Source organism: Alkaliphilus transvaalensis ATCC 700919 (assembly GCF_000621485.1).
Lineage (GTDB): Bacteria > Bacillota > Clostridia > Peptostreptococcales > Natronincolaceae > Alkaliphilus > Alkaliphilus transvaalensis.
On the sequence record NZ_JHYF01000002.1, the window covers coordinates 362,426 to 384,880 of the forward strand.

At 32.9% G+C, this 22,455-nt stretch carries 30 protein-coding genes and 1 tRNA gene; 25 read left to right on the plus strand and 6 right to left on the minus strand.

The window, feature by feature from the left end; all coding sequences use genetic code 11:
- The first annotated feature begins 272 nt into the window (after positions 1 to 272).
- The 9 genes from spoIVA (at position 273) to T335_RS0104085 (ending at position 7,393) form a co-directional block, all read left to right on the plus strand.
- Positions 273 to 1,751 (plus strand): stage IV sporulation protein A, encoded by a 1,479-nt coding sequence (spoIVA, locus tag T335_RS0104040; protein WP_026476396.1) that lies wholly within the window; start codon positions 273 to 275, stop codon positions 1,749 to 1,751.
- Between the two features lie 619 nt (positions 1,752 to 2,370).
- Positions 2,371 to 2,447 (plus strand) — tRNA-Pro (locus T335_RS0104045).
- A 336-nt stretch (positions 2,448 to 2,783) separates the two neighbouring features.
- Complete coding sequence (locus tag T335_RS19830) at positions 2,784 to 3,140, plus strand: ArsR/SmtB family transcription factor (protein ID WP_330371173.1); 357 nt, start codon at positions 2,784 to 2,786, stop codon at positions 3,138 to 3,140.
- Between the two features lie 95 nt (positions 3,141 to 3,235).
- Positions 3,236 to 3,418: a hypothetical protein gene (locus T335_RS0104060; protein WP_026476397.1), complete on the plus strand. Its 183-nt coding sequence runs from the start codon at positions 3,236 to 3,238 to the stop codon at positions 3,416 to 3,418.
- Positions 3,419 to 3,493: 75 nt separating this feature from the next.
- The gene (locus tag T335_RS0104065; protein ID WP_026476398.1) at positions 3,494 to 3,895 is read left to right on the plus strand and encodes an arsenate reductase ArsC; all 402 of its coding nucleotides are present in this window, start codon (positions 3,494 to 3,496) and stop codon (positions 3,893 to 3,895) included.
- Positions 3,896 to 3,987: 92 nt separating this feature from the next.
- Complete coding sequence (gene arsB / locus T335_RS0104070) at positions 3,988 to 5,061, plus strand: ACR3 family arsenite efflux transporter (RefSeq protein ID WP_026476399.1); 1,074 nt, start codon at positions 3,988 to 3,990, stop codon at positions 5,059 to 5,061.
- Between the two features lie 249 nt (positions 5,062 to 5,310).
- Complete coding sequence (gene arsD / locus T335_RS0104075; protein WP_026476400.1) at positions 5,311 to 5,610, plus strand: arsenite efflux transporter metallochaperone ArsD; 300 nt, start codon at positions 5,311 to 5,313, stop codon at positions 5,608 to 5,610.
- Between the two features lie 12 nt (positions 5,611 to 5,622).
- Positions 5,623 to 6,510: an ArsA family ATPase gene (locus T335_RS0104080; RefSeq protein ID WP_026476401.1), complete on the plus strand. Its 888-nt coding sequence runs from the start codon at positions 5,623 to 5,625 to the stop codon at positions 6,508 to 6,510.
- A complete protein-coding gene (locus T335_RS0104085; protein WP_026476402.1) occupies positions 6,503 to 7,393 on the plus strand; it encodes an ArsA family ATPase in 891 nt (296 codons plus the stop codon). Before T335_RS0104080 ends, T335_RS0104085 begins: the two co-directional genes overlap by 8 nt.
- A gap of 32 nt (positions 7,394 to 7,425) precedes the next feature.
- Here T335_RS0104085 and T335_RS21510 read toward each other — a convergent pair whose 3' ends face one another.
- A complete protein-coding gene (locus T335_RS21510) occupies positions 7,426 to 7,977 on the minus strand; it encodes a VanZ family protein (protein ID WP_051569120.1) in 552 nt (183 codons plus the stop codon).
- A 316-nt stretch (positions 7,978 to 8,293) separates the two neighbouring features.
- Between T335_RS21510 and mutT the strand changes: the two genes are divergently transcribed.
- From mutT to T335_RS0104120, 6 genes are all read left to right on the plus strand, one after another.
- The gene (gene mutT, locus T335_RS19840) at positions 8,294 to 8,704 is read left to right on the plus strand and encodes an 8-oxo-dGTP diphosphatase MutT (protein ID WP_051569121.1); all 411 of its coding nucleotides are present in this window, start codon (positions 8,294 to 8,296) and stop codon (positions 8,702 to 8,704) included.
- Positions 8,705 to 8,735: 31 nt separating this feature from the next.
- On the plus strand, positions 8,736 to 9,599 hold the full coding sequence (locus T335_RS0104100) for a hypothetical protein (RefSeq protein WP_026476403.1): 864 nt from the start codon (positions 8,736 to 8,738) through the stop codon (positions 9,597 to 9,599).
- Between the two features lie 21 nt (positions 9,600 to 9,620).
- Positions 9,621 to 10,889 carry a M24 family metallopeptidase gene (locus T335_RS0104105; protein WP_026476404.1) on the plus strand — a complete coding sequence of 423 codons (1,269 nt, stop codon included), beginning with the start codon at positions 9,621 to 9,623 and terminating at the stop codon, positions 10,887 to 10,889.
- Positions 10,890 to 11,036: 147 nt separating this feature from the next.
- A complete protein-coding gene (locus T335_RS0104110) occupies positions 11,037 to 11,291 on the plus strand; it encodes a TIGR03905 family TSCPD domain-containing protein (RefSeq protein WP_026476405.1) in 255 nt (84 codons plus the stop codon).
- A gap of 255 nt (positions 11,292 to 11,546) precedes the next feature.
- Positions 11,547 to 12,011, plus strand: coding sequence for a C-GCAxxG-C-C family (seleno)protein (locus tag T335_RS0104115; RefSeq protein WP_026476406.1), 465 nt, complete (start codon positions 11,547 to 11,549; stop codon positions 12,009 to 12,011).
- 13 nt (positions 12,012 to 12,024) lie between these two features.
- On the plus strand, positions 12,025 to 12,972 hold the full coding sequence (locus tag T335_RS0104120; RefSeq protein WP_026476407.1) for a TDT family transporter: 948 nt from the start codon (positions 12,025 to 12,027) through the stop codon (positions 12,970 to 12,972).
- 253 nt (positions 12,973 to 13,225) lie between these two features.
- Here T335_RS0104120 and T335_RS0104125 read toward each other — a convergent pair whose 3' ends face one another.
- From T335_RS0104125 to T335_RS0104135, 3 genes are all read right to left on the minus strand, one after another.
- Positions 13,226 to 13,426, minus strand: coding sequence for a hypothetical protein (locus T335_RS0104125; RefSeq protein WP_026476408.1), 201 nt, complete (start codon positions 13,424 to 13,426; stop codon positions 13,226 to 13,228).
- 203 nt (positions 13,427 to 13,629) lie between these two features.
- Positions 13,630 to 13,896: a hypothetical protein gene (locus T335_RS19845; protein WP_034327618.1), complete on the minus strand. Its 267-nt coding sequence runs from the start codon at positions 13,894 to 13,896 to the stop codon at positions 13,630 to 13,632.
- Positions 13,897 to 13,999: 103 nt separating this feature from the next.
- Positions 14,000 to 14,233 (minus strand): hypothetical protein, encoded by a 234-nt coding sequence (locus tag T335_RS0104135; protein WP_026476409.1) that lies wholly within the window; start codon positions 14,231 to 14,233, stop codon positions 14,000 to 14,002.
- Positions 14,234 to 14,445: 212 nt separating this feature from the next.
- Between T335_RS0104135 and dmpI the strand changes: the two genes are divergently transcribed.
- Together dmpI and T335_RS0104145 are read left to right on the plus strand one after the other, a co-directional pair.
- A complete protein-coding gene (gene dmpI / locus T335_RS0104140; RefSeq protein ID WP_026476410.1) occupies positions 14,446 to 14,643 on the plus strand; it encodes a 4-oxalocrotonate tautomerase DmpI in 198 nt (65 codons plus the stop codon).
- 118 nt (positions 14,644 to 14,761) lie between these two features.
- Positions 14,762 to 15,343: a DUF421 domain-containing protein gene (locus T335_RS0104145; protein WP_026476411.1), complete on the plus strand. Its 582-nt coding sequence runs from the start codon at positions 14,762 to 14,764 to the stop codon at positions 15,341 to 15,343.
- Positions 15,344 to 15,372: 29 nt separating this feature from the next.
- Here T335_RS0104145 and T335_RS0104150 read toward each other — a convergent pair whose 3' ends face one another.
- Entirely contained in the window at positions 15,373 to 16,671 is a 1,299-nt protein-coding gene (locus T335_RS0104150) for a voltage-gated chloride channel family protein (protein ID WP_034327620.1), read from the minus strand.
- A gap of 32 nt (positions 16,672 to 16,703) precedes the next feature.
- Entirely contained in the window at positions 16,704 to 16,907 is a 204-nt protein-coding gene (locus T335_RS0104155; protein ID WP_026476413.1) for a DUF1657 domain-containing protein, read from the minus strand.
- Positions 16,908 to 17,116: 209 nt separating this feature from the next.
- Here T335_RS0104155 and T335_RS22180 point away from each other — a divergent pair, with 209 nt between their 5' ends.
- The 8 genes from T335_RS22180 (at position 17,117) to T335_RS0104195 (ending at position 22,038) form a co-directional block, all read left to right on the plus strand.
- Positions 17,117 to 17,290 (plus strand): hypothetical protein, encoded by a 174-nt coding sequence (locus T335_RS22180; protein WP_156943622.1) that lies wholly within the window; start codon positions 17,117 to 17,119, stop codon positions 17,288 to 17,290.
- A gap of 149 nt (positions 17,291 to 17,439) precedes the next feature.
- Positions 17,440 to 17,820, plus strand: coding sequence for a hypothetical protein (locus T335_RS0104165; protein ID WP_026476414.1), 381 nt, complete (start codon positions 17,440 to 17,442; stop codon positions 17,818 to 17,820).
- A 152-nt stretch (positions 17,821 to 17,972) separates the two neighbouring features.
- Positions 17,973 to 19,253, plus strand: coding sequence for an HlyD family efflux transporter periplasmic adaptor subunit (locus T335_RS0104170; RefSeq protein WP_026476415.1), 1,281 nt, complete (start codon positions 17,973 to 17,975; stop codon positions 19,251 to 19,253).
- A 16-nt stretch (positions 19,254 to 19,269) separates the two neighbouring features.
- Complete coding sequence (locus tag T335_RS0104175; protein ID WP_026476416.1) at positions 19,270 to 19,947, plus strand: YggS family pyridoxal phosphate-dependent enzyme; 678 nt, start codon at positions 19,270 to 19,272, stop codon at positions 19,945 to 19,947.
- A gap of 28 nt (positions 19,948 to 19,975) precedes the next feature.
- Entirely contained in the window at positions 19,976 to 20,431 is a 456-nt protein-coding gene (locus T335_RS0104180) for a cell division protein SepF (protein WP_026476417.1), read from the plus strand.
- Between the two features lie 18 nt (positions 20,432 to 20,449).
- Positions 20,450 to 20,740 carry a YggT family protein gene (locus T335_RS0104185; protein ID WP_242837242.1) on the plus strand — a complete coding sequence of 97 codons (291 nt, stop codon included), beginning with the start codon at positions 20,450 to 20,452 and terminating at the stop codon, positions 20,738 to 20,740.
- Positions 20,741 to 20,754: 14 nt separating this feature from the next.
- The gene (locus T335_RS0104190) at positions 20,755 to 21,552 is read left to right on the plus strand and encodes a YlmH family RNA-binding protein (RefSeq protein WP_026476419.1); all 798 of its coding nucleotides are present in this window, start codon (positions 20,755 to 20,757) and stop codon (positions 21,550 to 21,552) included.
- A 24-nt stretch (positions 21,553 to 21,576) separates the two neighbouring features.
- Positions 21,577 to 22,038, plus strand: a complete 462-nt coding sequence (locus tag T335_RS0104195) for a DivIVA domain-containing protein (RefSeq protein ID WP_026476420.1) — start codon at positions 21,577 to 21,579, stop codon at positions 22,036 to 22,038.
- Positions 22,039 to 22,455 lie beyond the last annotated feature (417 nt).

Genomic DNA, 22,455 nt, shown 5'->3' on the forward strand with positions numbered 1-22,455 from the left:
ATAAGATCAAAAAAATAAAATAGTTATGTGCTATCATGTAATTGAAATACTAAGGGCTACCTTTAACAGATTAGAAGGATATTTTCTGTTAAAGGTAGCTTTTGTTATGTAGGATAGCAAAAATAATAGGCATAAATTGAGATAAATAAAAATATAAAAGTATTAAGCAAGCTTAAGGAGGTAGTTAGTCATAATATAGGGGGATAATCATATATTTATAATGTTAAGCATATGAAATGATACATATAGAGATCTTAAAGGAGGGAAATGGAATGGAAGGCTATGACATTTACAAAGATATAGCACAACGGACGCAAGGAGACATATATATTGGCGTTGTGGGCCCTGTTAGAACAGGAAAATCCACTCTTATTAAAAGAGTAATGGATTTATTCGTTTTACCCAATATAGAAAATTCCTACAAAAAAGAACGGGCAAAAGATGAGCTACCCCAAAGTGGAACGGGAAAAACCATTACCACAACAGAGCCAAAATTTGTACCTAATGAAGCGGTTGAGCTAGTTCTGAAGGATAACGCATCCTTTAAAATGCGTATGATTGATTGTGTAGGCTACTTGGTAGACGGTGCATTGGGTCATCAAGAAGAGGGTAAACCAAGAATGGTTAATACTCCATGGTTTGAGAAGCAGATCCCCTTTGAAGAAGCAGCAGAGATTGGAACAAGGAAAGTTATTAAAGAACATTCCACCATCGGAATAGTTGTGACGACAGATGGGACAATTACAGAAATTGACAGAGAAAATTATATTGAAGCAGAAGAAAGGGTAGTTAGTGAATTAAAGGAAATTAAAAAGCCCTTTGTAATGGTATTGAATAGCAGAACTCCAGAAGCTGAAGTAACTCAGGAGCTAAAGGAAAAGCTAGAAGAAAAATATCAAGTACCAGTTGTTGTTAAGGACTGTGCTAAGTTGGATATGAGGGGAATACATGAAATTTTAGAAGAAATATTATTTGAATTCCCAGTTACAGAAGTTAATATTAACTTGCCAGGTTGGTTAGAAACAATTGAGTCTAGCCATTGGTTAAAGGCTTCGATCTTAAACGAAATTAAAGAAGCTGCTTCAGAAATGAGACGATTAAGAGATGTAGATTCAATGGTGAGCCGCCTTAAGGGAATTGAAAATATTAAAAAGGTTGGTTTAGAAAATATTAAGATGGGGGAAGGTACTGCCCTAATTGACTTAATGACTGTGGATAACCTATTCTATCGTGTCTTACAAGAAAAAACTGGCTATGAAATAGAGGGGGACCATCAGTTAATTGGATTAATGATGGAACTATCAAAGGCTAAACGAGAATTTGATAAAATAGAAAAGGCTTTAAGGGATGTTAAGCACATTGGTTATGGACTTGTGCCGCCTGCATTCGATGAATTAACTTTGGAGGAGCCAGAAATCTTTAAGCATGGTAATCAGTTTGGAGTAAAATTAAGAGCAAACGCTCCTTCATTACATTTTATTCGAGCAGATATTGCTACAGAGGTATCTCCAATTGTTGGAACAGAAAAACAAAGTGAAGAGTTGGTTAAATATCTATTAGAAGAATTTGAGCAAAGTCCAGATGCTATTTGGCAGACAAATATGTTTGGTAAATCCCTTCATGATATGGTGAAGGAGCAACTTCAAAATAAGCTTTATATGATGCCAGAGGATACAAGAATCAAGCTTCAGAAAACGCTGCAAAAACTTATTAATGAGGGTAGTGGTGGACTAATCGCTATTATCTTGTAAAAATCTCTAAACATATAAAAATTAAATAAAGATTAAAAACTATAGTAATTTTTACATGGAAGGTTAAAAGCAGCTTGAATATCCTACAGAAAACTTTAACATAATAAAATTAAACAAATCAATTATAAGGATGAGAATAAACTAAAATTGCTTTGTTAATGAGATTTTAATGATAGTTTGAGAGTTATCTTAGGAAGACATAACATAATAAAATTAAACAAAGAAAAAAAAAAATAGTAATTTTTACACTTAAAAGCAGCTTGAAATATCCTACAGAAAACTTTAACATAATTAAATTAAACAAATCAATTATAAGGATGAGAATAAACTAAAATTGCTTTGTTAATGAGATTTTAATGATAGTTTGAGAGTTATCTTAGGAAGACATAACATAATAAAATTAAAGAAAGAATATAGGAAGGTGGTCTTTCTCATATTTTATGGGGAGGACTATCTTTTTTGTAAGTATTTAATTTATGGTATAATTACACAAATATATGGATAAACTAGTATAAGTACATTGTTAGGGTAATTTTTCTAGAAAACACCTTGACAAAACACCTTTTTCCTCATAAAATATATAAGTACCATTAATTTATGGTTACTTAAAACATTATATCTGGCTGTGGCGCAGTTTGGTAGCGCGCCAGACTGGGGGTCTGGAGGTCGCAGGTTCAAGTCCTGTCAGCCAGACCAGTGAAGAAACCTTGTATCTTAATAGATGCAGGGTTTTTTATTGTTGTTTTTTTCTGAGGGATCTATTTTTCCAACATGATTAATAGGACTTACCTATTAAGTAAATACTATATATAATGGGATATATTAATTGAAGAAATTACATAATTAAATTAAAAATATTTTTCATAACAAATATAATAATATAAGTTCATTCCTAGGTTTTATGCAACTTCTTTAATCAATAGAATTAATAAAAAAAGAAGAGAAAAGATTGACAAAAAACTAGTAAATTTATATACTATATATAGATACATTGATATATATCTATATGAAAAAGAGGTGAAGAGAAACACAATGGAAATGGAAGATAAGATCGAAATTTTTAAAGCTTTAGCCGATAAGAACAGGTTGTTAATTTTAGATATGCTTTCCTGTGGTGAGTTATGCGCTTGCGACATTATGGATGGATTGAAATTAACTCAACCTACTATTTCCCATCATATGAAAACCCTACAGCAAGCAGGAATCGTAAATGGGAGAAAAGAAGGAAAGTGGGTATTTTATTCAATCAATATGGAACGAATCGCAGAAATGCAAGAATTTGTTAAATATATAACCAATCCTAAGGATCAGTGCATCTGTGGAAATGTCAGTAGTTATTGTTGTCAAACTGAGGATTGTCTAATCAACTTGGATGGTAAAAGACTATGAAGATCTCAATAGAAGATGAGGCTATTCAATATATAATAGCAAATGGAAAATCTGCAACAATTAGATACAGTAAAAAAGGATGATGTCATTCGGGCGTGATAGATGTACCAGTGATACATCTAGGTGAACCTGAAGGTAATCTGGAGGATTACAAAAGCAATAGGATAAATGGAGTTGTTCTTTATTATCCAGTTAAATTAGAAACTGAGAGAGAAGAAATAAAGATTTCACTGGCAAAATTATTAAAATGGAAAAAGCTACACTTAGAAGGATACTAATGAAGCATATTATTAAAGCATATTATCCTAATAGTGTAAACTAAAGTATTTAACTAGGCATAGGAGGAGTTTTATATGAAAAAGAAAGTTGCATTTGTTTGTGTCCATAATTCGTGTCGTTCTCAAATGGCAGAGGGTTGGGCGAAGAAATTAGGCAGTCATGTACTAGAAGTATACTCAGCAGGAACAGAAAATTACCCAGAAGTAAAACCAGGGGCAGTTGAAGTTATGGAGGAAGCTGGAATAGACATGAGCGGTCATTACCCAAAGTTATTAAGCGACATTCCTGAAGAATTAGATATTTTAATCACTATGGGTTGTAACGTAGCCTGCCCATTTGTACCATGCAGTCATAGCGAAGACTGGGGGCTAGAAGACCCATCGGGTGGCCCAATTGAAGGATTCAGAAATACGAGGGATTTAATTAAAGTAAAGGTTGAAGAATTAATTAAAAGAGTTGAAAATAACCAGATATAGCACAAACATTTGAATAGTGTATTTTTAAAATATTTACGTAGGTTATGTTAATGATATAAAATAAAAATTAAATTAATAGGGGGGTTATCGGTTTGAGTAATGAAATCAATAAAAAAGAAGGTAAAGGATTGGGATTTTTTGAAACCTATCTTACTGTTTGGGTCGCTGCTTGCATCCTAATAGGTGTGGCAATTGGACAGTTTATGCCACAAGTACCAGAAGCTTTAAGTAAATTTACCTACTACGAAATTTCTATTCCAGTTGCTATTTTAATTTGGTTAATGATTTACCCTATGATGTTAAAAATCGACTTTACCAGTATTGTAGAGGCAACGAAAAAACCAAAGGGGCTAGTTGTAACTTGTGTTACTAACTGGTTAATAAAGCCCTTTACAATGTATTTAATAGCGGCATTTTTCCTAAAGGGAGTATTTAGCGCCCTAATTCCTAGTGCATTAGCAAATGAATATGTAGCGGGAGCAGTAATTTTAGGGGCTGCACCTTGTACAGCAATGGTCTTTGTTTGGAGTCACTTAACTAAAGGTGACCCTGCCTACACCTTGGTACAGGTTGCAGTAAATGATATTATCCTGTTATTCGCTTTTACTCCAATTGTTGCAATTCTGTTGGGGGTAACAGATGTGTTTGTTCCCTATGGTACATTGTTCTTATCTGTTATTCTATTTATTGTAATTCCCTTTGTAGGTGGATATTTCTCTAGAAAGTATATTGTGGAGAATAAAGGGATAGAGTACTTTGAGAATGTATTTTTAAAGAAGTTTGATCATGTAACAATTGTAGGTTTATTGCTAACATTAATTATTATCTTTACCTTCCAAGGGGATGTTATTATTAGTAATCCACTACACATTGCATTAATCGCTATACCATTAACCATCCAAACCTTCTTTATTTTTGCCATCGCTTACGGGTGGGCTAAAGCTTGGAAATTGCCCCATAGTGTAGCAGCTCCTGCCGGGATGATTGGTGCAAGTAATTTCTTTGAGTTAGCTGTAGCAGTAGCCATCTCACTGTTTGGATTAAACTCAGGCGCTACTTTAGCAACTGTAGTAGGGGTATTAGTAGAGGTACCTGTAATGTTGGCATTGGTTAGAATTGCTAATAAAACTAGACATTGGTTTCCTGAAATAGCAAAAGGTAATTAAGTCTAAAGTTAATTAAGTTTATAGAAGAAATTTAACTAAATAGATATTAGCAACGATTTTATATATATTTTATGGAAAATTGTGGGTAGAATCTCAAATTAGATAAAAGATTGATATCAAATTAAATAAATATATATTTTAAAATTAGATCTATTTGTTATGCTCTGCTATTGTAATTAGATAGTTAGAAATGGAAAAGTAAATCCATTTTTAATAAAAAAATAATTTAGGGGAAAGGAATGAAGTTTAATGAGAATAGAAGTTTATGATCCACCAATGTGTTGTTCTACAGGGATCTGTGGACCTAGTGTAGATGATCATTTAGTAAAGGTTAAGGAAAATCTTGAAACATTAAAGCAGAAGTACCCAGAGGCTGTTGTAGAACGCTACATGATTACCCAACAACCATTAAAGTTTAGAGAAAATGAAGCAGTATATCAATTGGTTAAAGAAAAAGGGAGAGATGTATTGCCTATTACCACCGTTAATGGGGTAGTAATCAAGGAGAAAGAATACCCAACCTTAGAAGAAATTGAAAACCATTTATAGGAGATGAGTAATATGCAAACTAAGTTTATACTGTTCTCTGGTAAAGGCGGAGTAGGTAAAACCTCTATGGCTTCTACCACAGCAGTATATTATGCAGAAAAAGGATGCAAAACCCTGATTGTTACTACAGATCCAGCTGCTAACTTATCAGATGTCTTTGAACAAGAAATCGGTCATAAGATTACGCCAATCGAAGGAGTACAAAATCTTTATGCGATGGAAATAGACCCAGATAAAGCAACCGATGAATATAAAGAAAGATCCCTTGCTCCAATGAGGGAATTATTCGATGAGGATTTAATCAAGGTAGCAGAGGAACAACTAAGTGGACCTTGTACAGAAGAAATGGCTGCCTTTGATAAGTTTATAGACTTTATGGAAACAGATGACTATGAAGTCGTTATTTTTGATACTGCTCCTACTGGTCATACGATTCGTTTGTTAGAATTACCTGTAGATTGGAGTCGCCACATAGAGGAAAGCGCTAAAGGTAGCGGTCAAACCTGTATGGGCCCTGTAGCCTTAATTCAAGATAGTAAGAAAAAATATGATAATGCCATTGCTAAATTAAGAGACTTTAATCAGACAGACTTTATATTTGTTATGCAACCAGAGGAAACCTCCCTACAAGAGACCTTAAGGTCTTCGCATGATCTTGAAGAAATTGGGATTCACACAACAAAGGTAATTATAAACGGATTAATTCCAGAAGCTGAAACGATAGTACCTTTCTTCAAAGGAAAATATGATCGTCAACAGGTAGTCATTGAAAAAGCAAAGGAGCTATTTAGTCAATTACCAATTCAAACGATGGAGTTATTCGACACTGAGCTAAAAGGTGTAGATATGTTTAAAAGAAGTGCAGAAAAACTCTTTCAAGGAAGTGATTCTAATGAATAAATTAGCAAATATACTGTATCCAATCAACAGCCAACGAAAAAATATCTTTTTCTCAGGAAAAGGTGGCGTAGGAAAAACATCGATGGCTTGTATCACAGCAGTTGAAACAGCTAATAAAGGTTATAAAACACTACTACTAACAACAGATCCAGCCGCCCACATTGGCAATGTATTAGATCAACCCGTTGGTGATAAAATTACAAAAGTTATAGGAATAGATAACCTATTTGCTGCTAAGATTGATCAAAAGAAGGCAACTGAAGAATATAAACAGAATGTATTAAGGGAGGCAGAATCAAAATTTGATGCTGCAACAATTATGGCAATGAAGGAAGAACTAGATTCTCCTTGTACAGAAGAAATGGCCGCTTTTCAGAAATTTATTGAATTTGCAAGCTTAGAAGACTATCAAGTAATCGTTTTTGATACAGCCCCTACTGGCCATACCTTAAGGATGTTAGAATTGCCTATGGATTGGAGTAAACAAATACAACTAAAGGCAGGGATTTCTACTGAAATTAGTGAAGTAGATCAAAAGCAAAAGGATGCCTTTGATAAAGTAATCGATATGATGAAAAATAAAGAGACAACGACCTTTGCTTTTGTAATGTACCCCGAAAAAACCCCTATTGTTGAAGCTTATCGTGCATCAAAGGAACTGGAAACACTAGAGATTAAAACGCAACTAGTTGTGGCGAACTTAATTATTCCAGAAGAAGAGGCCATAACACCCTTCTATCAAAATAGAAGAAAGATGCAGTTAGGCTATATTGATGAAATGAAGGATACCTTTAGAGATGCTGAGCTTTTAAGGGTACCTATGTATGGAGAAGAAATAAAAGGTTTAGAGATGTTAAAGAGAATTGCAGAAGAAGTTTTTTAAAAAATCAAATATTAAAAACTAAAAATACAAACCTAATTTAATGGACTCTTCTCTGGGGTCCATTTTTTTGTAATAAAAATAGCAAACAAAATCAATAATGTTGCTAAAGTAATACCAATTAGGTCTATTCCCACATCTATTAAACTGGCAACCCTACCATCAGTAAATGACTGACGATATTCATCTAATGCAGCTATGATGGCAGTAATTAAATAGGCTAGAAAGGCAGCAGATATCGACCGCTTTGTATATTGATTTAATAAAAAGAATATGACTATCGTTAAAATGAAAAAGACAACAACATGGGCAATTTTTCTTAAAATGAATTCGATAATAATTGGATTTGCTTTAGCATAAGCATAAAAATCATTACCAGCAGTACGTATTGGATTTAATTCATTCATGTTTACTGGTAGCCGATGGGCAATTAGTTCAGAGATTTTAATAAATATACTATCAAACCTTAATAAAAGGGAGTTTAATTGACTTAAAATAGGCACAACCCTTAAGCCGGGGATTGAAGATAAGTAGAAGATCCCTCCTACTACAATAATGACTATAATCCAAGCATTTAATTTTCTCATGGCATTTTTCCTTTCTTTGTAACTGATAAAAAGATATGCTTTAAATAGAAACAAAATAGATAGTAACGATAAATAATAATAAATTAGATTTTAAAATTAACATTAATAATATTCTATTTAATTTAGAAAAACTCCTTTATTGTTGCTAATAAAAGGTAAAAATATATATGAAATTAAAATTACAGAGTATAATAATAAAAAAGTATAGTAATCAAAAAAATCTCTATAACAGAGTTAAAAAAAACTGATATATCTATATGAGCAATGAGAAACTATTAAAAAATATAGGCAACTAATGAAAGAAAGGAAGTTTTGTATGATTGAAGTAGTAGCAGCAATTATCTATAATGATACAGGGGAAATCATGATCGCTAAACGAAGGAAAGGAAAATCTCTAGAAGGTTTTTGGGAATTTCCTGGTGGAAAAATTGAAGCAGGAGAAACACCAGAAGTGAGCCTAAAACGGGAGCTACTGGAAGAGATGCAGGTGGAAATTAATATAGAGAAATACTTTGATACAAATATTCATGACTATGGCGATTTTAAGATAAAATTAATAGCCTTTATAGCTAAAATTACGAAGGGAAATATAAAGTTAAAGGATCACGATGAGATCAAATGGGTTACGGCGAAGGCGTTAAAAAATTATAAAATTGCTCCGGCAGATATTCCTTTTGTGGAGGGAATACACCCACCAGCAGGAATAAACCCCAAACAACTAGAATAAAATCATATAACATCCTTAAAGGAGGTCTAATATGAAAGTTTCTAAAAAACAAAAGTTTATAATTATTATAATATTAGTAATGGTAGTCTTAATCGCTAACAAAATAAAAAAAGAAAATTGGAATCTATCCTACTTAATGGCTCCCGAAAGTATACGAATAGATGGACAATTAATTGTAGAAGATGGACTGGTGATAATCAAACCTTTAGAACTTATTAAAAATTTTAGAGGAATTACCCTAAGGGCAGAAGTTGAGTTAGGTGAAGAATTAAAAAATCAAGGCTTTTACTTTCGCCAATTCCCTAATTTAGGTTTAGAAAGAAATACTCAATTAAATATAGTAGAATGGGGAACACCCTATATAAGAGGAACCTACCCTACTTCTATTAAAGAAAAATTTTATCCGGGTGGCCAGTATCTAGAGTACTTTTATCCTTTTACCGAGCTACCCTATCAAAAGGGAGATGGCCTAACCCTTGTTTTTTATAGAGGATATATCGAAAAGGAATTAAATGAAATATATCCTATAGAATTAAATCAAAAGAAATATATCAAATTTAATGGGCTTGGAGAATTTGAAATTGATCTTAATAAGGGAGCGAATGTCATTAATTCTTCTTCCCTTATTCGTAGCTGCAATGGCTATAGCATGGATGTTTATTACCAAGTGTATAGTCTACTAGAAGACAGAAAAATGCTACCCAGAGGTGGCGAAGGTAGGGGAAGTGGTACAAGGGAGGCCATGACCTATAACCATAAATATACTGTAGATCCTGATTTCTGGGAAGGAGACCTTCAACTTGAGATACATTCTATTTCTTTCACTATTGAACCTAAAGATTTAGATAAGTATCCTACCCTAGAGATTCTAATGGGAAATTCATCTATTAAATAATATAATCAAGGGGGGCTTAATATGGAAAACACAATAAAGGAGTCAATGAAGATCCTTCCGTTAAAGGAGCAATATATAATAATGGAAACTTGGCTAAAGGAAAGGTTAGATAACCTTTTACCTAGCTTAATGAAACGAGAAGGAATAGACATGTGGATCATCCTAGCAAGGGAATACAATGAAGACCCTATTTTTCTATCCTTAATACCTCCCCTACAAAGAACAGCCTCAAGGCTATCCTGCTTAATGTTTTATCTAGATAGTAAAGGTGAGTTAGAATGCTTAAACCTTGGTAGACCTAGCCCCTATCTTTTAAAGTTCTATTGTCAAAAATGGGATAGTAAACAGGAAAATCAATGGGACTGTATTAAAAGATTAGTAGAAGAAAAGAACCCCAATAAAATTGCTATTAATGTGTCCCAAAACTTTGCTTTAGCCGATGGACTAACAAAGGGGCTTTTTGATGAACTTGTAAAGGTGTTGGGAGAAAAAAATACATCGAAATTAGTTAGTGCTGAAAAACTCTGTATCGGTTGGCTAGAAACCAGAACAGAGTCAGAAATAGAAATGTATCGTCAGATTTATCATGTGGCGATACGAATAATTGAAGAGGCTTTTTCGAATAAAGTAATAGAAGTGGGAAGAACAACAACAAGAGAAGTAGAATGGTGGATGATGGAGAGGATTAATGATTTAGGACTGAAGAGTTGGTTTACTCCAACAGTAGACCTGCAACGGAGGGGTGAAAATGATTCTAGACTATCTAATCAGGTCATTTTAGAGGGGGACCTACTCCATTGTGATGTGGGCTTAGAATATTTAGGACTAAGCACCGACACCCAAAGGCTGGCCTATGTTTTAAAGGCAGATGAAAAGGATGTTCCACAAGGGCTACAAAAGGCTTTAACTAATTGTAATCAATTTCAAGATATTGTAGCAAGCAATTTCACAGTAGGGAAAACGGGAAATCAGATTCTATTAGAATCTTTGCAGGAAGCACAAGAAAAGAATATTAAAGCCATGCTCTACACCCATCCAATAGGCACCCACGGCCACGGTATTGGCCCCACTATTGGTTTATGGGATCAACAACATGAAGTACCTATATGGGGAGATTATCCTCTATACCATAATACCTGCTATGCCCTAGAGTTAAATACAGCAGTAAATGTTCCAGAATGGGGCTATCAAGAAGTGTATGTCTATTTGGAAGAGACAGTAGCTTTTACAGAAGAAGGGATAATTTACTTATCAGAAGGTAGGGATCAGATTATCGAAATACGTAATTGAAGATAAAACATTACTATTTCTGAAATTTAATCTATTTATGTTATGACTGTTAAAAGATTAATTAATTTGACAATTCCCCAATATTTCATTACTATTTTATTTGATGTCTAAATACATAATAAAGTAGAGTTTAGAAAGGGGACTAATATGTATTCTTATACAACTAGTGGGGTTTGCGCAAAGCAAATTAGCTTTAATATTGAAAATGGAGCAGTAAAGAATGTTTATTTTCATGGAGGATGTCCGGGCAATTTAATAGGAGTTAGTCAATTAATAGAAGGTATGAAGGTTGAAGAGGCGATAGAAAAGTTAAAGGGAATTACCTGTGGTGGTAAACAAACCTCCTGCCCAGATCAACTTTCCATAGCTTTAGAAGAAAGCTTAAAAAGATTAGCTGGATAAATAAAAATGCCCAAATTAAGGGCATTTTTTTATTTAAATCTTCCGAAGGAAGACTTTGATCATATAAAAATGATACTTTTTATACTTTTCCATTATCCTTAAAGAGTTTTTTAAAATTATAGATTTTATTAATACAATTCCTTCCTCCTATAGATACATTCAATTTCTAAGCTAAAAACATCTATGTTATATTTAATATGTGAAAAAAATGTTTAAGTCTACTAACTGCTTTTTAATTAAAGGGAGGACGAAGTAATGAAGAAGGAAATTAATATTACTAAAATCAAGCAAGACGCTGAAGAACTATACAGAAAAGGAGACTTCTTTTGTTCAGAGGCAATTGTCTATTCCATTAAAAACAATCTTGAATTAGATATGCCAGATGAAATGATTGCAATGGCATCGGGATTTCCAGTAGGGATTGGTAGATCTAAGTGTGTCTGTGGAGCAGTTTCAGGCGGAGTTATGGCCCTTGGATACTTCTTTGGAAGAACAAAAGGGGGAGACCCTAAGGTAGTAAAAACCCTTGAATTAGCTAACGAACTACAAGAAAGTTTTAAAAATAACCATAAAGTACTCTGTTGTAAGGTCTTAACTAAAGGGATGGATATGGCCTCAGGAGAACATAAAAACCAATGTGTAGCTTTTACAGGTGAAATTGCCGAAAAGACAGCAGAGATTGTTGCTAGAGAATTAAATCTTTCAATAATTAATGATTAATGGAGAGATGAAAATGGGACAATTAATTAAAAAAGTACCTATACCAATGGCAGGTTTGATGTTGGCTTTAGCAGCAACAGGAAATTTAGTTTTATCTTATGGAGAAGTCTATAGAAACATATTTGGTAGCGTTTCAGCTTTTCTATTACTTTTATTAGTAGCCAAAATAATTACTGACCCTAAAGGGATAGTAGAAGGTCTTCAAAATCCTGTTGTAGCCAGTGTGTCGCCAACATTTTCTATGGGTGTAATGATCCTTTCCACTTACCTTAAACCTTATTATCCAGTAATTGCACAAGGAATTTGGATCTTTGGTTTGGCATTACACAGCTTATTAATAGTCTACTTTACTAAAAAATATATACTGTCATTTAATATCAAAAAGGTATTTCCTAGCTATTTTGTAGTTTATGTTGGTATTGTAGTAGCCAGCGTTACAGCACCAGTGTATGGTTTAGCTCAATTAGGGCAATATATTTTTTGGTTCGGTTTTATAAGTTACTTAATCTTATTACCAATTGTCTTATATAGAGTAATAAAGGTGAAGGAGATCCCAGAACCAGCAATGCCAACTATAACTATTTTTGCTGCACCAGCCAGTCTTTGTTTAGCGGGATATATGAATTCCTTCCAAACGAAAAATATGACAATTGTAGGGTTTTTAGCCCTTGTATCTCTAGTTAGTTTAGTGGCAGTATTAATCTACATGCCCAAATTATTAAAATTAAAGTTCTACCCTAGTTATTCTGCTTTTACATTTCCATTAGTCATTAGTGGAATTTCTATTAAACTTACAAATGGTTTTCTAAATAACTCTAATCAATCAATTTCTATGTTAAAGTATGTTGTTAGAGTTGAAGAAATAATAGCAGTAGCCATTGTGGTTTATGTGTTAATAAAATATGGATTATTCTTACTTGCTAAAGAAGAGGCAAAAGCGGTTGTTAAACCAGTAAGATAAATGTTAAATAAGTGCCATATAAAAAAAAGCCACAGGTTCAATAATTTGTAGCTTTGGCTATTATTAAGAAGGGATTAGCAATAAAATATATAATAAATGATTAAGTTATTATAGGGTTTTCAAAGATATTAAGATTGAGAAATATGTAGAGGATATAATAGATTTTAGGCAATGTTGTTAGTAAAACAATAAAAGGGGGCTGTCTTAAAATGATAGTAAGAAATCATTTTAGACAGCCCCTTTCATCCAAAACTTAATCCTCCAATACCTCATGAAATGCCTGTTCCGACTCTGGTGTCCAGAAGGATATACTATAGTTATCAGCACCAAAAGAGGCGATATGCTTACAGTGTTTCTTATAAACTTCCTCGTTACTTGTTTCAAAGTCTGCAACCATAGGATTACGTTGCCCTCCATATCTTCCAGTTAGTTTATACAGTTTTTTCCTTGACATAATACTTCCTCCTTTTTGTTTGAATTGTAAACCATACATCGTTTTACTTAATTTAATTATATGATAAGTATTCTGAAAATTCTACAATTAATAATGATTATTAATTAACAAACAAAGTTATATATATATGAGAAGGTCAATGGAAAATCATCAAAAAATAAGTAAAGGTGACTTTAATTAGTCACCTATATTTTTATATGTTTTTAGTTTTTCATAACTTCAACGCTTCCACCAGCTTGTTGAATTGTATTAAACAGTCCACCTAAATTGAAACCAGTACCTCCTAGTAAGGGCAATCTAATAATGAGGCATATTCCACTAGGGGAAGTTACTTCAATTAGATTTAATAGATTAATTACAGCCCCAGCAGGAATAAATATTCGTAGGATGGTACCAGGCAATTGAGGACATGGATGAGCTGGTTTTTTACACCTTGTATCTACAGGATTTGTTCTAGAAACGATAGTCATTGTAAGCCCTCCTTTCTGTTTGCAATATATCTTATGCAAAGTATAAAGAAGAGTGCTAATAATTAGGAGGTCTTATTATATTTCAAGACCTCCTTAATTAAAATTATTCAGTAATAAATTCAATACTTCCTCCTGCCTTTTTTATGGTATCCATAATACTAGCAATATTAAAAGTTCCACCTAAGGCAGGTAATCTCACTATTAGACAAATGCCACTTGGAGATGTTATTTCAATTAAGTTTAAAAGATTAATTACTGCTCCTGCAGGAATAGATATTCTAATTAATGTACCAGGTAATTGAGGACATTGGTCCTTCTTTATTGTTTCATTAGCCATACTTCAACCCTCCATTTTATTAATAATAATTCATCAATCTATTTATTTGAGTTGACTCATTTCTATTCTATGTTTCTAATCAAGAAAAGGTGATTAAGGGAAACTCAGCAGTTATAAATTAAAAAGAAGTAGACTATATTAGAAATATAATTGTTAGTCTTTAGAATAAGTGCTAAAATAATCTTAAATTCGTTGAAGGGAGGTAAAGAATTATGCCATATATTTCATTAGATATTGGTAAGTTAACAACAGAGCAGAAAAATGCTTTGATAAAGGCTTTTACAGAAGCTACAGTAGAAATTGCAAAAGTACCACCAGAGGCAGTATTAATGATGATTAAAGAAAATGAACTAGACAATATTGGGGTTGGGGGTATTTCCTTAGCTGAAAAGTTTGGTGAAAAGAAATAGTATTTTACTGATGCACTAAAGGCAGGCTATAAAAGACCTGCTTTTTTCAAGCCCTTACTTGAATAAAATAAATGAGACTTCTTTATACTAGTTAGAGAAAGATGAGGAGGTAAGGGAAATGCATATTATCTGGGAATCTCTTTTAATGGTTTTTACAGGAACCGCACTTCTTAGAATAACAGGAAGAAAATCTATCTCTCAAATGACTGTTGCCCAAACAGTTATTATGATTTCAATTGGAAATATTATTGTACAGCCAATAATTGAGACGAGCCCATGGAGAACGATTGTTGCTGCATCCATCTTTATAATTTTTTTAATTATTGTTGAATACCTACAGGTTAATTTTAATTTGTTGGAGAATATTTTAACAGGAAAAGGGATAATCGTAATTCTAAACGGTCAGATCGTACCAGAAAATTTAAGAAAACTAAGATTTACTGTAGATCAGTTAGAGATGAGACTTAGACAACAAGGGATAACTAACATAAGTGATGTGAAGACAGGGACATTAGAACCAAACGGTCAATTGGGTTATGAGTTAATGCCCCATGCTAAACCAGTCACAATAGGAGAATTACAAAAAATGTTTCCCCACTTAATTGACCAAAATTACAAAGTACCGCAAGACAATTTTAGTCTCTTTACTGAAGTGAAGGATAGAATACACGAAAATGAAAACCAAGACCATCTAAAATAAGGATTATCTTGGTTTTTTCTTTTTTGTTCTTATTTCTCAATGTCAGTAATCGTTTTACCCGATGGAAGATTAAGTAGCCTACTTTTAGGTTCATAGATCTTTTGTGCTGCATAAATGCCATGATGACCTGAGAATAAGAAGCTGATGATACAGACAATAAAAAAGTATGAAATACCTTTAGCTTCAAACATTTCTAGGCTTAATAAAAAAGCTGATATTGGCGTATTTGTAGATGCAGAGAAAACTGCAATCATTCCTAAGGCAGCAAGAAAGGAAGGAGGAAAGCCTATTAACGTAGCCAATGTATTACCTAAGGTTGCCCCAATAAAGAATAGTGGAATAACTTCTCCACCACGAAAACCAGAACCCATGGTTATAGCCGTAAAGATGAGCTTAGCTAAGAAGGCAAAGGGAGGCACCTGTCCTTCGAAAGCTCTATTAATCATCGGTAAGCCACGACCTAAGTAATCTCTAGAGCCTATGATATAGGTTAGAAAAATAATTAAAATTCCACCCCAAAATGCCCGTAGCATAAGATTTTTATTTAAATATTTATCGGACAATCTCTTTACTTCATGTCTCAATTGACCATATAGAACACTAGTAAAGGAAAAAATAATTGATACGCCAATAATCTTTAATAAATTAATGCTATTGATTTCAGGAATATGTTTGATAATAAAATGATCATGATGGATACCTAAGGCAGTTGCAACGTAATGACCAGTAAAACTTGCCACCAAACAAGGCACCAATGCTTCAAATTTTGTTTTACCGACAACGATTGCCTCCATACCAAATAGAGTGCCAGCTAAGGGGGTACCAAAGGCAGAACCAAAACCACCACTAACACCACTGATAATAAGGATTCTCCTGTCAATAGGGTGAATTTTAAATATTCGGTTGACCCCTTCGGCCACACTAGCCCCCATTTGTATAGCTGCTCCTTCTCTTCCTGTAGAACCTCCAAAGAGGTGAGTAATAAAAGTGCATATATAAACAATAGGTCCCATTCTTATGGGGATCTGGCCTTGTCCATGATGTATGTGTTCAAGAACTAAATCGTTACCTTTTCGAGAGCCTTTTCCATAATACATATAAATATATCCTATAACAACACCACCCAATGGAAGGAAAAAAATTAAGAAAGGGTTGGCCTCTCGGACTTCTGTTAAAAAGTCGTTAAAATTAATTAAGAGAGCTGAAAAACCACCAACAGCTGTACCAATAATACTTCCCCACAGTAACCATTTTGTAAGGGTAGTAATGAAATTTTTATGGCGTTCCCTTACAGTAGCGTTGTAAAATTTATTAATTAACTGCAACATCGAGATATTCTCCTTAGACTCAGATTTTGCTACTATTGAATATTTAAATCATTGTTTTGTTTTAAGTATTCAATTCTTCCACTCAGAAATTCCATATGTTTATCGATATCCGCCTTCATATTATTAAAAATCTGTTTTGTTTGCTGGTCTTCAGTGGAATGGGCCATTACTGCGTAGTCACCTTTAATCGCTTCACAATATGCTAACACCTTTTCAAGGTCTTTTTGAACAGTCATTTTTTCACCTCCTCCAACAGTAGTATATCCAAACTATCCTCATCCATTACAGTAGACCATTGTGTAAGAGATCAAATCTAAAGCTTATTGTACAAAAATGTTGTTTATTTAGTTAGGGAAAAAGTTTTAAGAGGAAATAAGTTGTCCTTATAAAGTATAAATAGACAAGCATAATAATATAATGATAAAAAGAACAAAGGGATGAGAATATGGAATATCAAAGAGATGAGCTTCTGATGTTTAAAGAGGTCAAAATCCAAAGTCAATCAATGGATATATCTTTCCTAATAGAGGCTTTCAAGTCTGTTTTGGAATATTCACTTCTTTTAGGATGTATATATGGCGTATTAATGCTGTTAGTAGAACTTCATGAAATCATTTGAAAAGAGTTAAACTTATTCCATTCATCTGAGTAATTCGAATAATTTAAATTTATTAAGTGATAAAAAACCTATTTAAACTAGAGGGTTGAGAATGTTATAATAGCTATAGGACATTTTAAGTTGGGGGAAAAAGGAAGTGATTAAGGAGAATGGTCAATAATCTATTAACAGTATTGATAACATTGCTTCTACTCTGCATTATAGGATATTTTTTAGTCGTACTAAAAGAAAAGTTTTATTTAAAAAATCATATCATATTAATCGAACATAAGGATGTTGAGCCAGATATTCTAGAAAATATAGATGTTAAACATTTTATGTTAGGATCGATAGAAGTGATGGCAGGAGACGAAGTGAAAATACATATGGATAATTCCACCAGGGTAAAAGGTATCGTCTTAGGAATCATTAAGTCGGAAAATAGTATTGCCCTTGCTACAACTTCGAAGGGGGTAACTAACTTAAAGGTTAGTTCTATTAAAAAACTTAAAGTAATTAGTCGATATGGTAAGTTTTTTGCCAAATTTTAACTCCAAGATACATAAATCCTCCTACAATTGGAGGATTTTGCTATTTGACAGCGTTTGATTAGGACTTTAGTCGTAGAAAATAACAAAAATACATGAAGGACTTTTTTGGTAAATGAAGAATTATAAAACATAGACTATTGGTAGGTGGTGTGATGAAAACGAAGGTTAAAAAGAAAAAGAAAAGATTAATTAAAAAGGGTTTTGGAAAATTTGCTATTATCCTAATAATTTGTTTATACTTCTTATCAAGGGTGTTTCCAATTTTAGGAACAAACAGTCAGAAAACTGTTGTTGCAGAATTTGGGGTTATTGAAAATAGCTTTTCGGTAACAGGATATATCGCCAGAGACGAGAAAGTATTTGCTAAACCTAGTCAAGGAGAAATTAAGTTCTTTGTAAGTGAAGGTGAAAAGGTAGCTAAGGGACAAAAATTAGCAGAAATATATTCTGAAAATCTTGATGAAAAATATGTGCAAGATTTGGAAATAATTAATCATAGAATACAAAATATTGAAAGTAACCAAGCAGAAAAGTCTCTTTTCGATAGAGATCTAAATAAGATAGATTCAGAGGTAAATACAATTCTAGCTAAAATGCAGCAGGATATAAATAAAGGTGATTATAGCAACATATCTAATTATAAAAAAACATTAGATGAATTGGCTGATAAAAAGAATATCATCAGCGGTAGTAATAGCTTTGGTGGTAGAAGCTTAGCACAATTAGAGGAAGAGAAGAAAATAATTGAAAGTAAGCTTCAATCTTCGTTGCAAGTGATCCATAGCGATTATCCTGGCTTTATTGCCTTTGGGCAAGATGGGCTTGAAGGTTTGTTTAATCTAACAACGATAGAGTCCATAGGCGTAGGAGATTTAGAGACCCTTAATAATAGCAAAACTCAGCAGTCGGATCAACAAGAAGAAAATACAGTATTAAGAATTATCAATAGTCATAGATGGAGCATTGTAGCAGAAGTAGATACCCAACAAATTGAAATGTTTAGTGAAGGTAGAAGGATTAGAATTAGAAGGCAGGGTGAAGAACGACAGTATTCCGCTTTGCTTAGGAAAATTGTAACTGACGGAGAGCGAAGCGTAATTATATTAGATATTAATGAAGTTATGGAGGGGTTCTATCAAGATAGAACTGTAATGATCGACATAATTCAAGAAAGATATGAGGGAATTATGGTTCCCAATACTACTATTGACGAACTGGATGGTCGCAAAGGTGTTTATCGTGTAGATGTAAACGGTTTTGTAAGATTTATTCCAGTTAAGGTTAGGGGTAGTAATCGAGAATATGCTATCCTACACGAACAAACCTTTGAAGAAGTTATAGATAATGAAAGAGTTACAGTAAGTACGATAAAGCTATATGATGAACTTGTCTCTAATGGAAGCAAGGTATCTGAAGGACAACGGGTAAAATAATAGAGGAGGTAATAGATTGAATATAGCAAGCAACTTGAAGGAAACACTAGAACTGATTGAATCGTCAGCTCAAAAAAATAATAGAACCAAAGAAGAGATCATTTTAGTAGCTGTAACAAAGACTGTTCCGCCAGAAAAAATTCAAGAAGCAATCGATTTAGGGGTTACCCATTTAGCAGAAAATAAGGTACAGGAACTAACAAAAAAGCATGAAATAATTGGAGATCAAGTCACTTGGCATATGATTGGTCATTTGCAGAGAAATAAAGTAAAATACATTATTGATAAAGTGGATTATATCCACTCGCTAGATAGCTATGAGTTAGCTCTAGAAATTGAAAAGAGGGCTAAGAAGATTGAAAGACCAATGAAATGTCTGTTGGAAGTTAATATTTCAGGAGAAGAAAGCAAATATGGGTTAGAACCATTGGAGGCAATACCACTTTTAGAAAAATTAGCAGAACTACATTATGTAAAAGTAGTTGGATTAATGACAATGGCCCCATTTTTAGACGATCCAGAAGAAACTAGACAGTATTTCAAAGGACTCAAGGCATTATCAGAGGAAATTAAAAATCAAAACTTAAGCCATGTTAGAATGGACTATTTGTCAATGGGGATGTCTAATGATTTCCATGTAGCCATAGAAGAAGGTGCAAATATGGTTAGAGTTGGTAGTAAGCTTTTTACCTAAACTGAGGATTAAATAGGAGGGAATAAAAATGTCAGGTAAATTAATGGACAAAGTAAAATATTTTATAGGTTTAGATGTTTTTGAAGAAGAAGAGGAAGAAACAATAGAAGAGGGACAACAACAAGAGCAAGAAGAACTATATTCTGTAGTAAACAAAAAAAATACTAACGCAAATAAAGTAGTAAATATACATACAAAAACTCAAATGAAGGTAATCATTTATGAACCAAGCAATTTCGATGAAGCACCGGCGATTGTTGATAATTTAAAAAATAGAAAGCCAGTTATTATTAATCTAGAGAACATTGATCAAGAATTAGCGAAAAAATTCTTTGATTTTTTAAACGGAGCCATCTACGCATTAGATGGTAATATTCAAAAAGTTTCAGCGGGAATTTTTATCTTAGCTCCAAATAATGTAGACATAGCAGGTAACATAAAAGAAGAATTAAAAAACAAAGGGGTGTTCCCCTGGCAGAAATAAGTTAGGAGTGTGATGTTATTGTCTTTTGCAGCCAGTGTAATTTATGCAGTACAGTATCTAGGACAGCTAATCAATCTATTAATACTAGTGAGGGTTGTGTTTACCTGGATTAACCCTAAGCCGTCAAACCCAATTGTAGCATTTGTTTATAATGTTACTGATCCAATCTTAGAACCAATTAGAAATTTAATTTATAATAAATTGGGATATAGAGGTATGTTTGATTTTTCAGCATTAGCAGCAATCTTTTTGATTAACTATGCTATTATTCCAATTATTGTTAGACTACTAGTTATGTTCTTATTTTAAGGTGTGGTGGTATAGTGGATAAAGAGAAATTATTACAGCATGTTGAAGATCCTTTACTAAAACAGGCCTTAATCAGAATACTGGATAAAGTTCAAATGGTACTAAAAAACCACGAAGTGAAGGCAACTGACTTTTTAACTCCCTTTCAAGTGAAGTATGCCAAAAATATTTTGACTTCTCTTCATGGAATTAATTTTTTTAGCACAGGTGGACATTTACAGGCAGAACGTCAAATTCTTGTGATTTTTCCAGATTATCTAGATGAAACAATGGTTGAGGTGCCAATCGTAGCCTTAGAGGCTAGAGGTAATATTAATTTCAACTCAATTAATCATCGAGATTACTTAGGGGCAATTTTAGGGTTAGGCTTAAAACGAGAGAAAATTGGAGATATTATTTTACATCAAAATGAGCAACAACATTTTTGCCATATAATTATACATGAAGAGTTAAAGGATTATATTCTTTTTCAATTAGAAAAGGTAGGAAATATAAAGGTAACATTAAAGGAAATCCCCATATGTTCTATAACACCTCCGGCAGTCAAATATCAAGAAATGGTGGGAAATGTTGCATCTTTAAGACTAGACTCTGTCCTTGGTTTAGGTTTTAAGCTATCAAGAACAGAGGCACAAAATTTAATTGCTAAGGAATATGTAAGTGTGAATTGGGAAACAATTAAGAGAAATTTTACCGAGGTTTCAGAAGGGGATGTTATTTCCGTAAGAGGAAAGGGAAGAGTTGAAATCCTTTCTATTGGCGGAACAACTAAAAGTGGACGGGTAAAGATTACATTCAGAAAACCGATATAAAAACATACTTTAGGAGGTGTCCAAATGATAACACCCTTAGATATACAAAATAAAGAATTTAAAAGAGGGTTACGGGGCTATAAAGAGGATGAAGTTGATGAGTTTCTAGACCAGGTAATGGTAGATTATGAAAAGCTCTATAAAGAAAACATGGAATTAAAGGATAAGGTTGAAAGAGCAAGTCAGCAAATGGATCAATATAAAAATATTGAGGAAACTTTAAAAAATACGTTGGTAGTAGCTCAAAATGCTGCAGAAGAAGTTAGGGCAAATGCCACTAAGCAGGCAGATCTAATTGTTAAAGATGCTGAATCTCGAGGAAAAGAAATTATTGAAAAAGCAAACAGAGAAGTAGATAAAGTTAAGCAAGAATATGAAGAAATTAAAAAACACATGCAAATATTTAAAACCCGCTATAAAACTTTACTACAATCACAAATTGATGCAGTTTTAGAGGCTTGTGATGAAATTAGTGGTGAAAAATAAAAAAAGAAATAAAATAAATTTATATATATAAGTCTCCTGTATTAAGGGAGACTTTTGTATGTGTAAAAATTGCATCATACCATAACGTTAAAAGTATTTTACTTTTAATTTCATTTTAATTTACATTTTAAAAATCTAATATTAAGTTTGACCTTTCCTTATGCTAATAAAGTAAAAAATAAGGGGACAATATAACTGAGATTAGTTTTTTTCTATATTTGTTTTATGCAAAGGTGAAAGCTGAGGATTTTAATATTAATTATGCAATTTCCTTAATTTGATAGTTAACATTTACAAAATTTGATTTAATTTCATTTAAATAGTATACTTTTGATAAGAATCTCTTAACCTTTGATGGTTATTAAGGTATAATCTTTTTATGATACATAAAAATAACCCCCTGATTAATCATTTGAT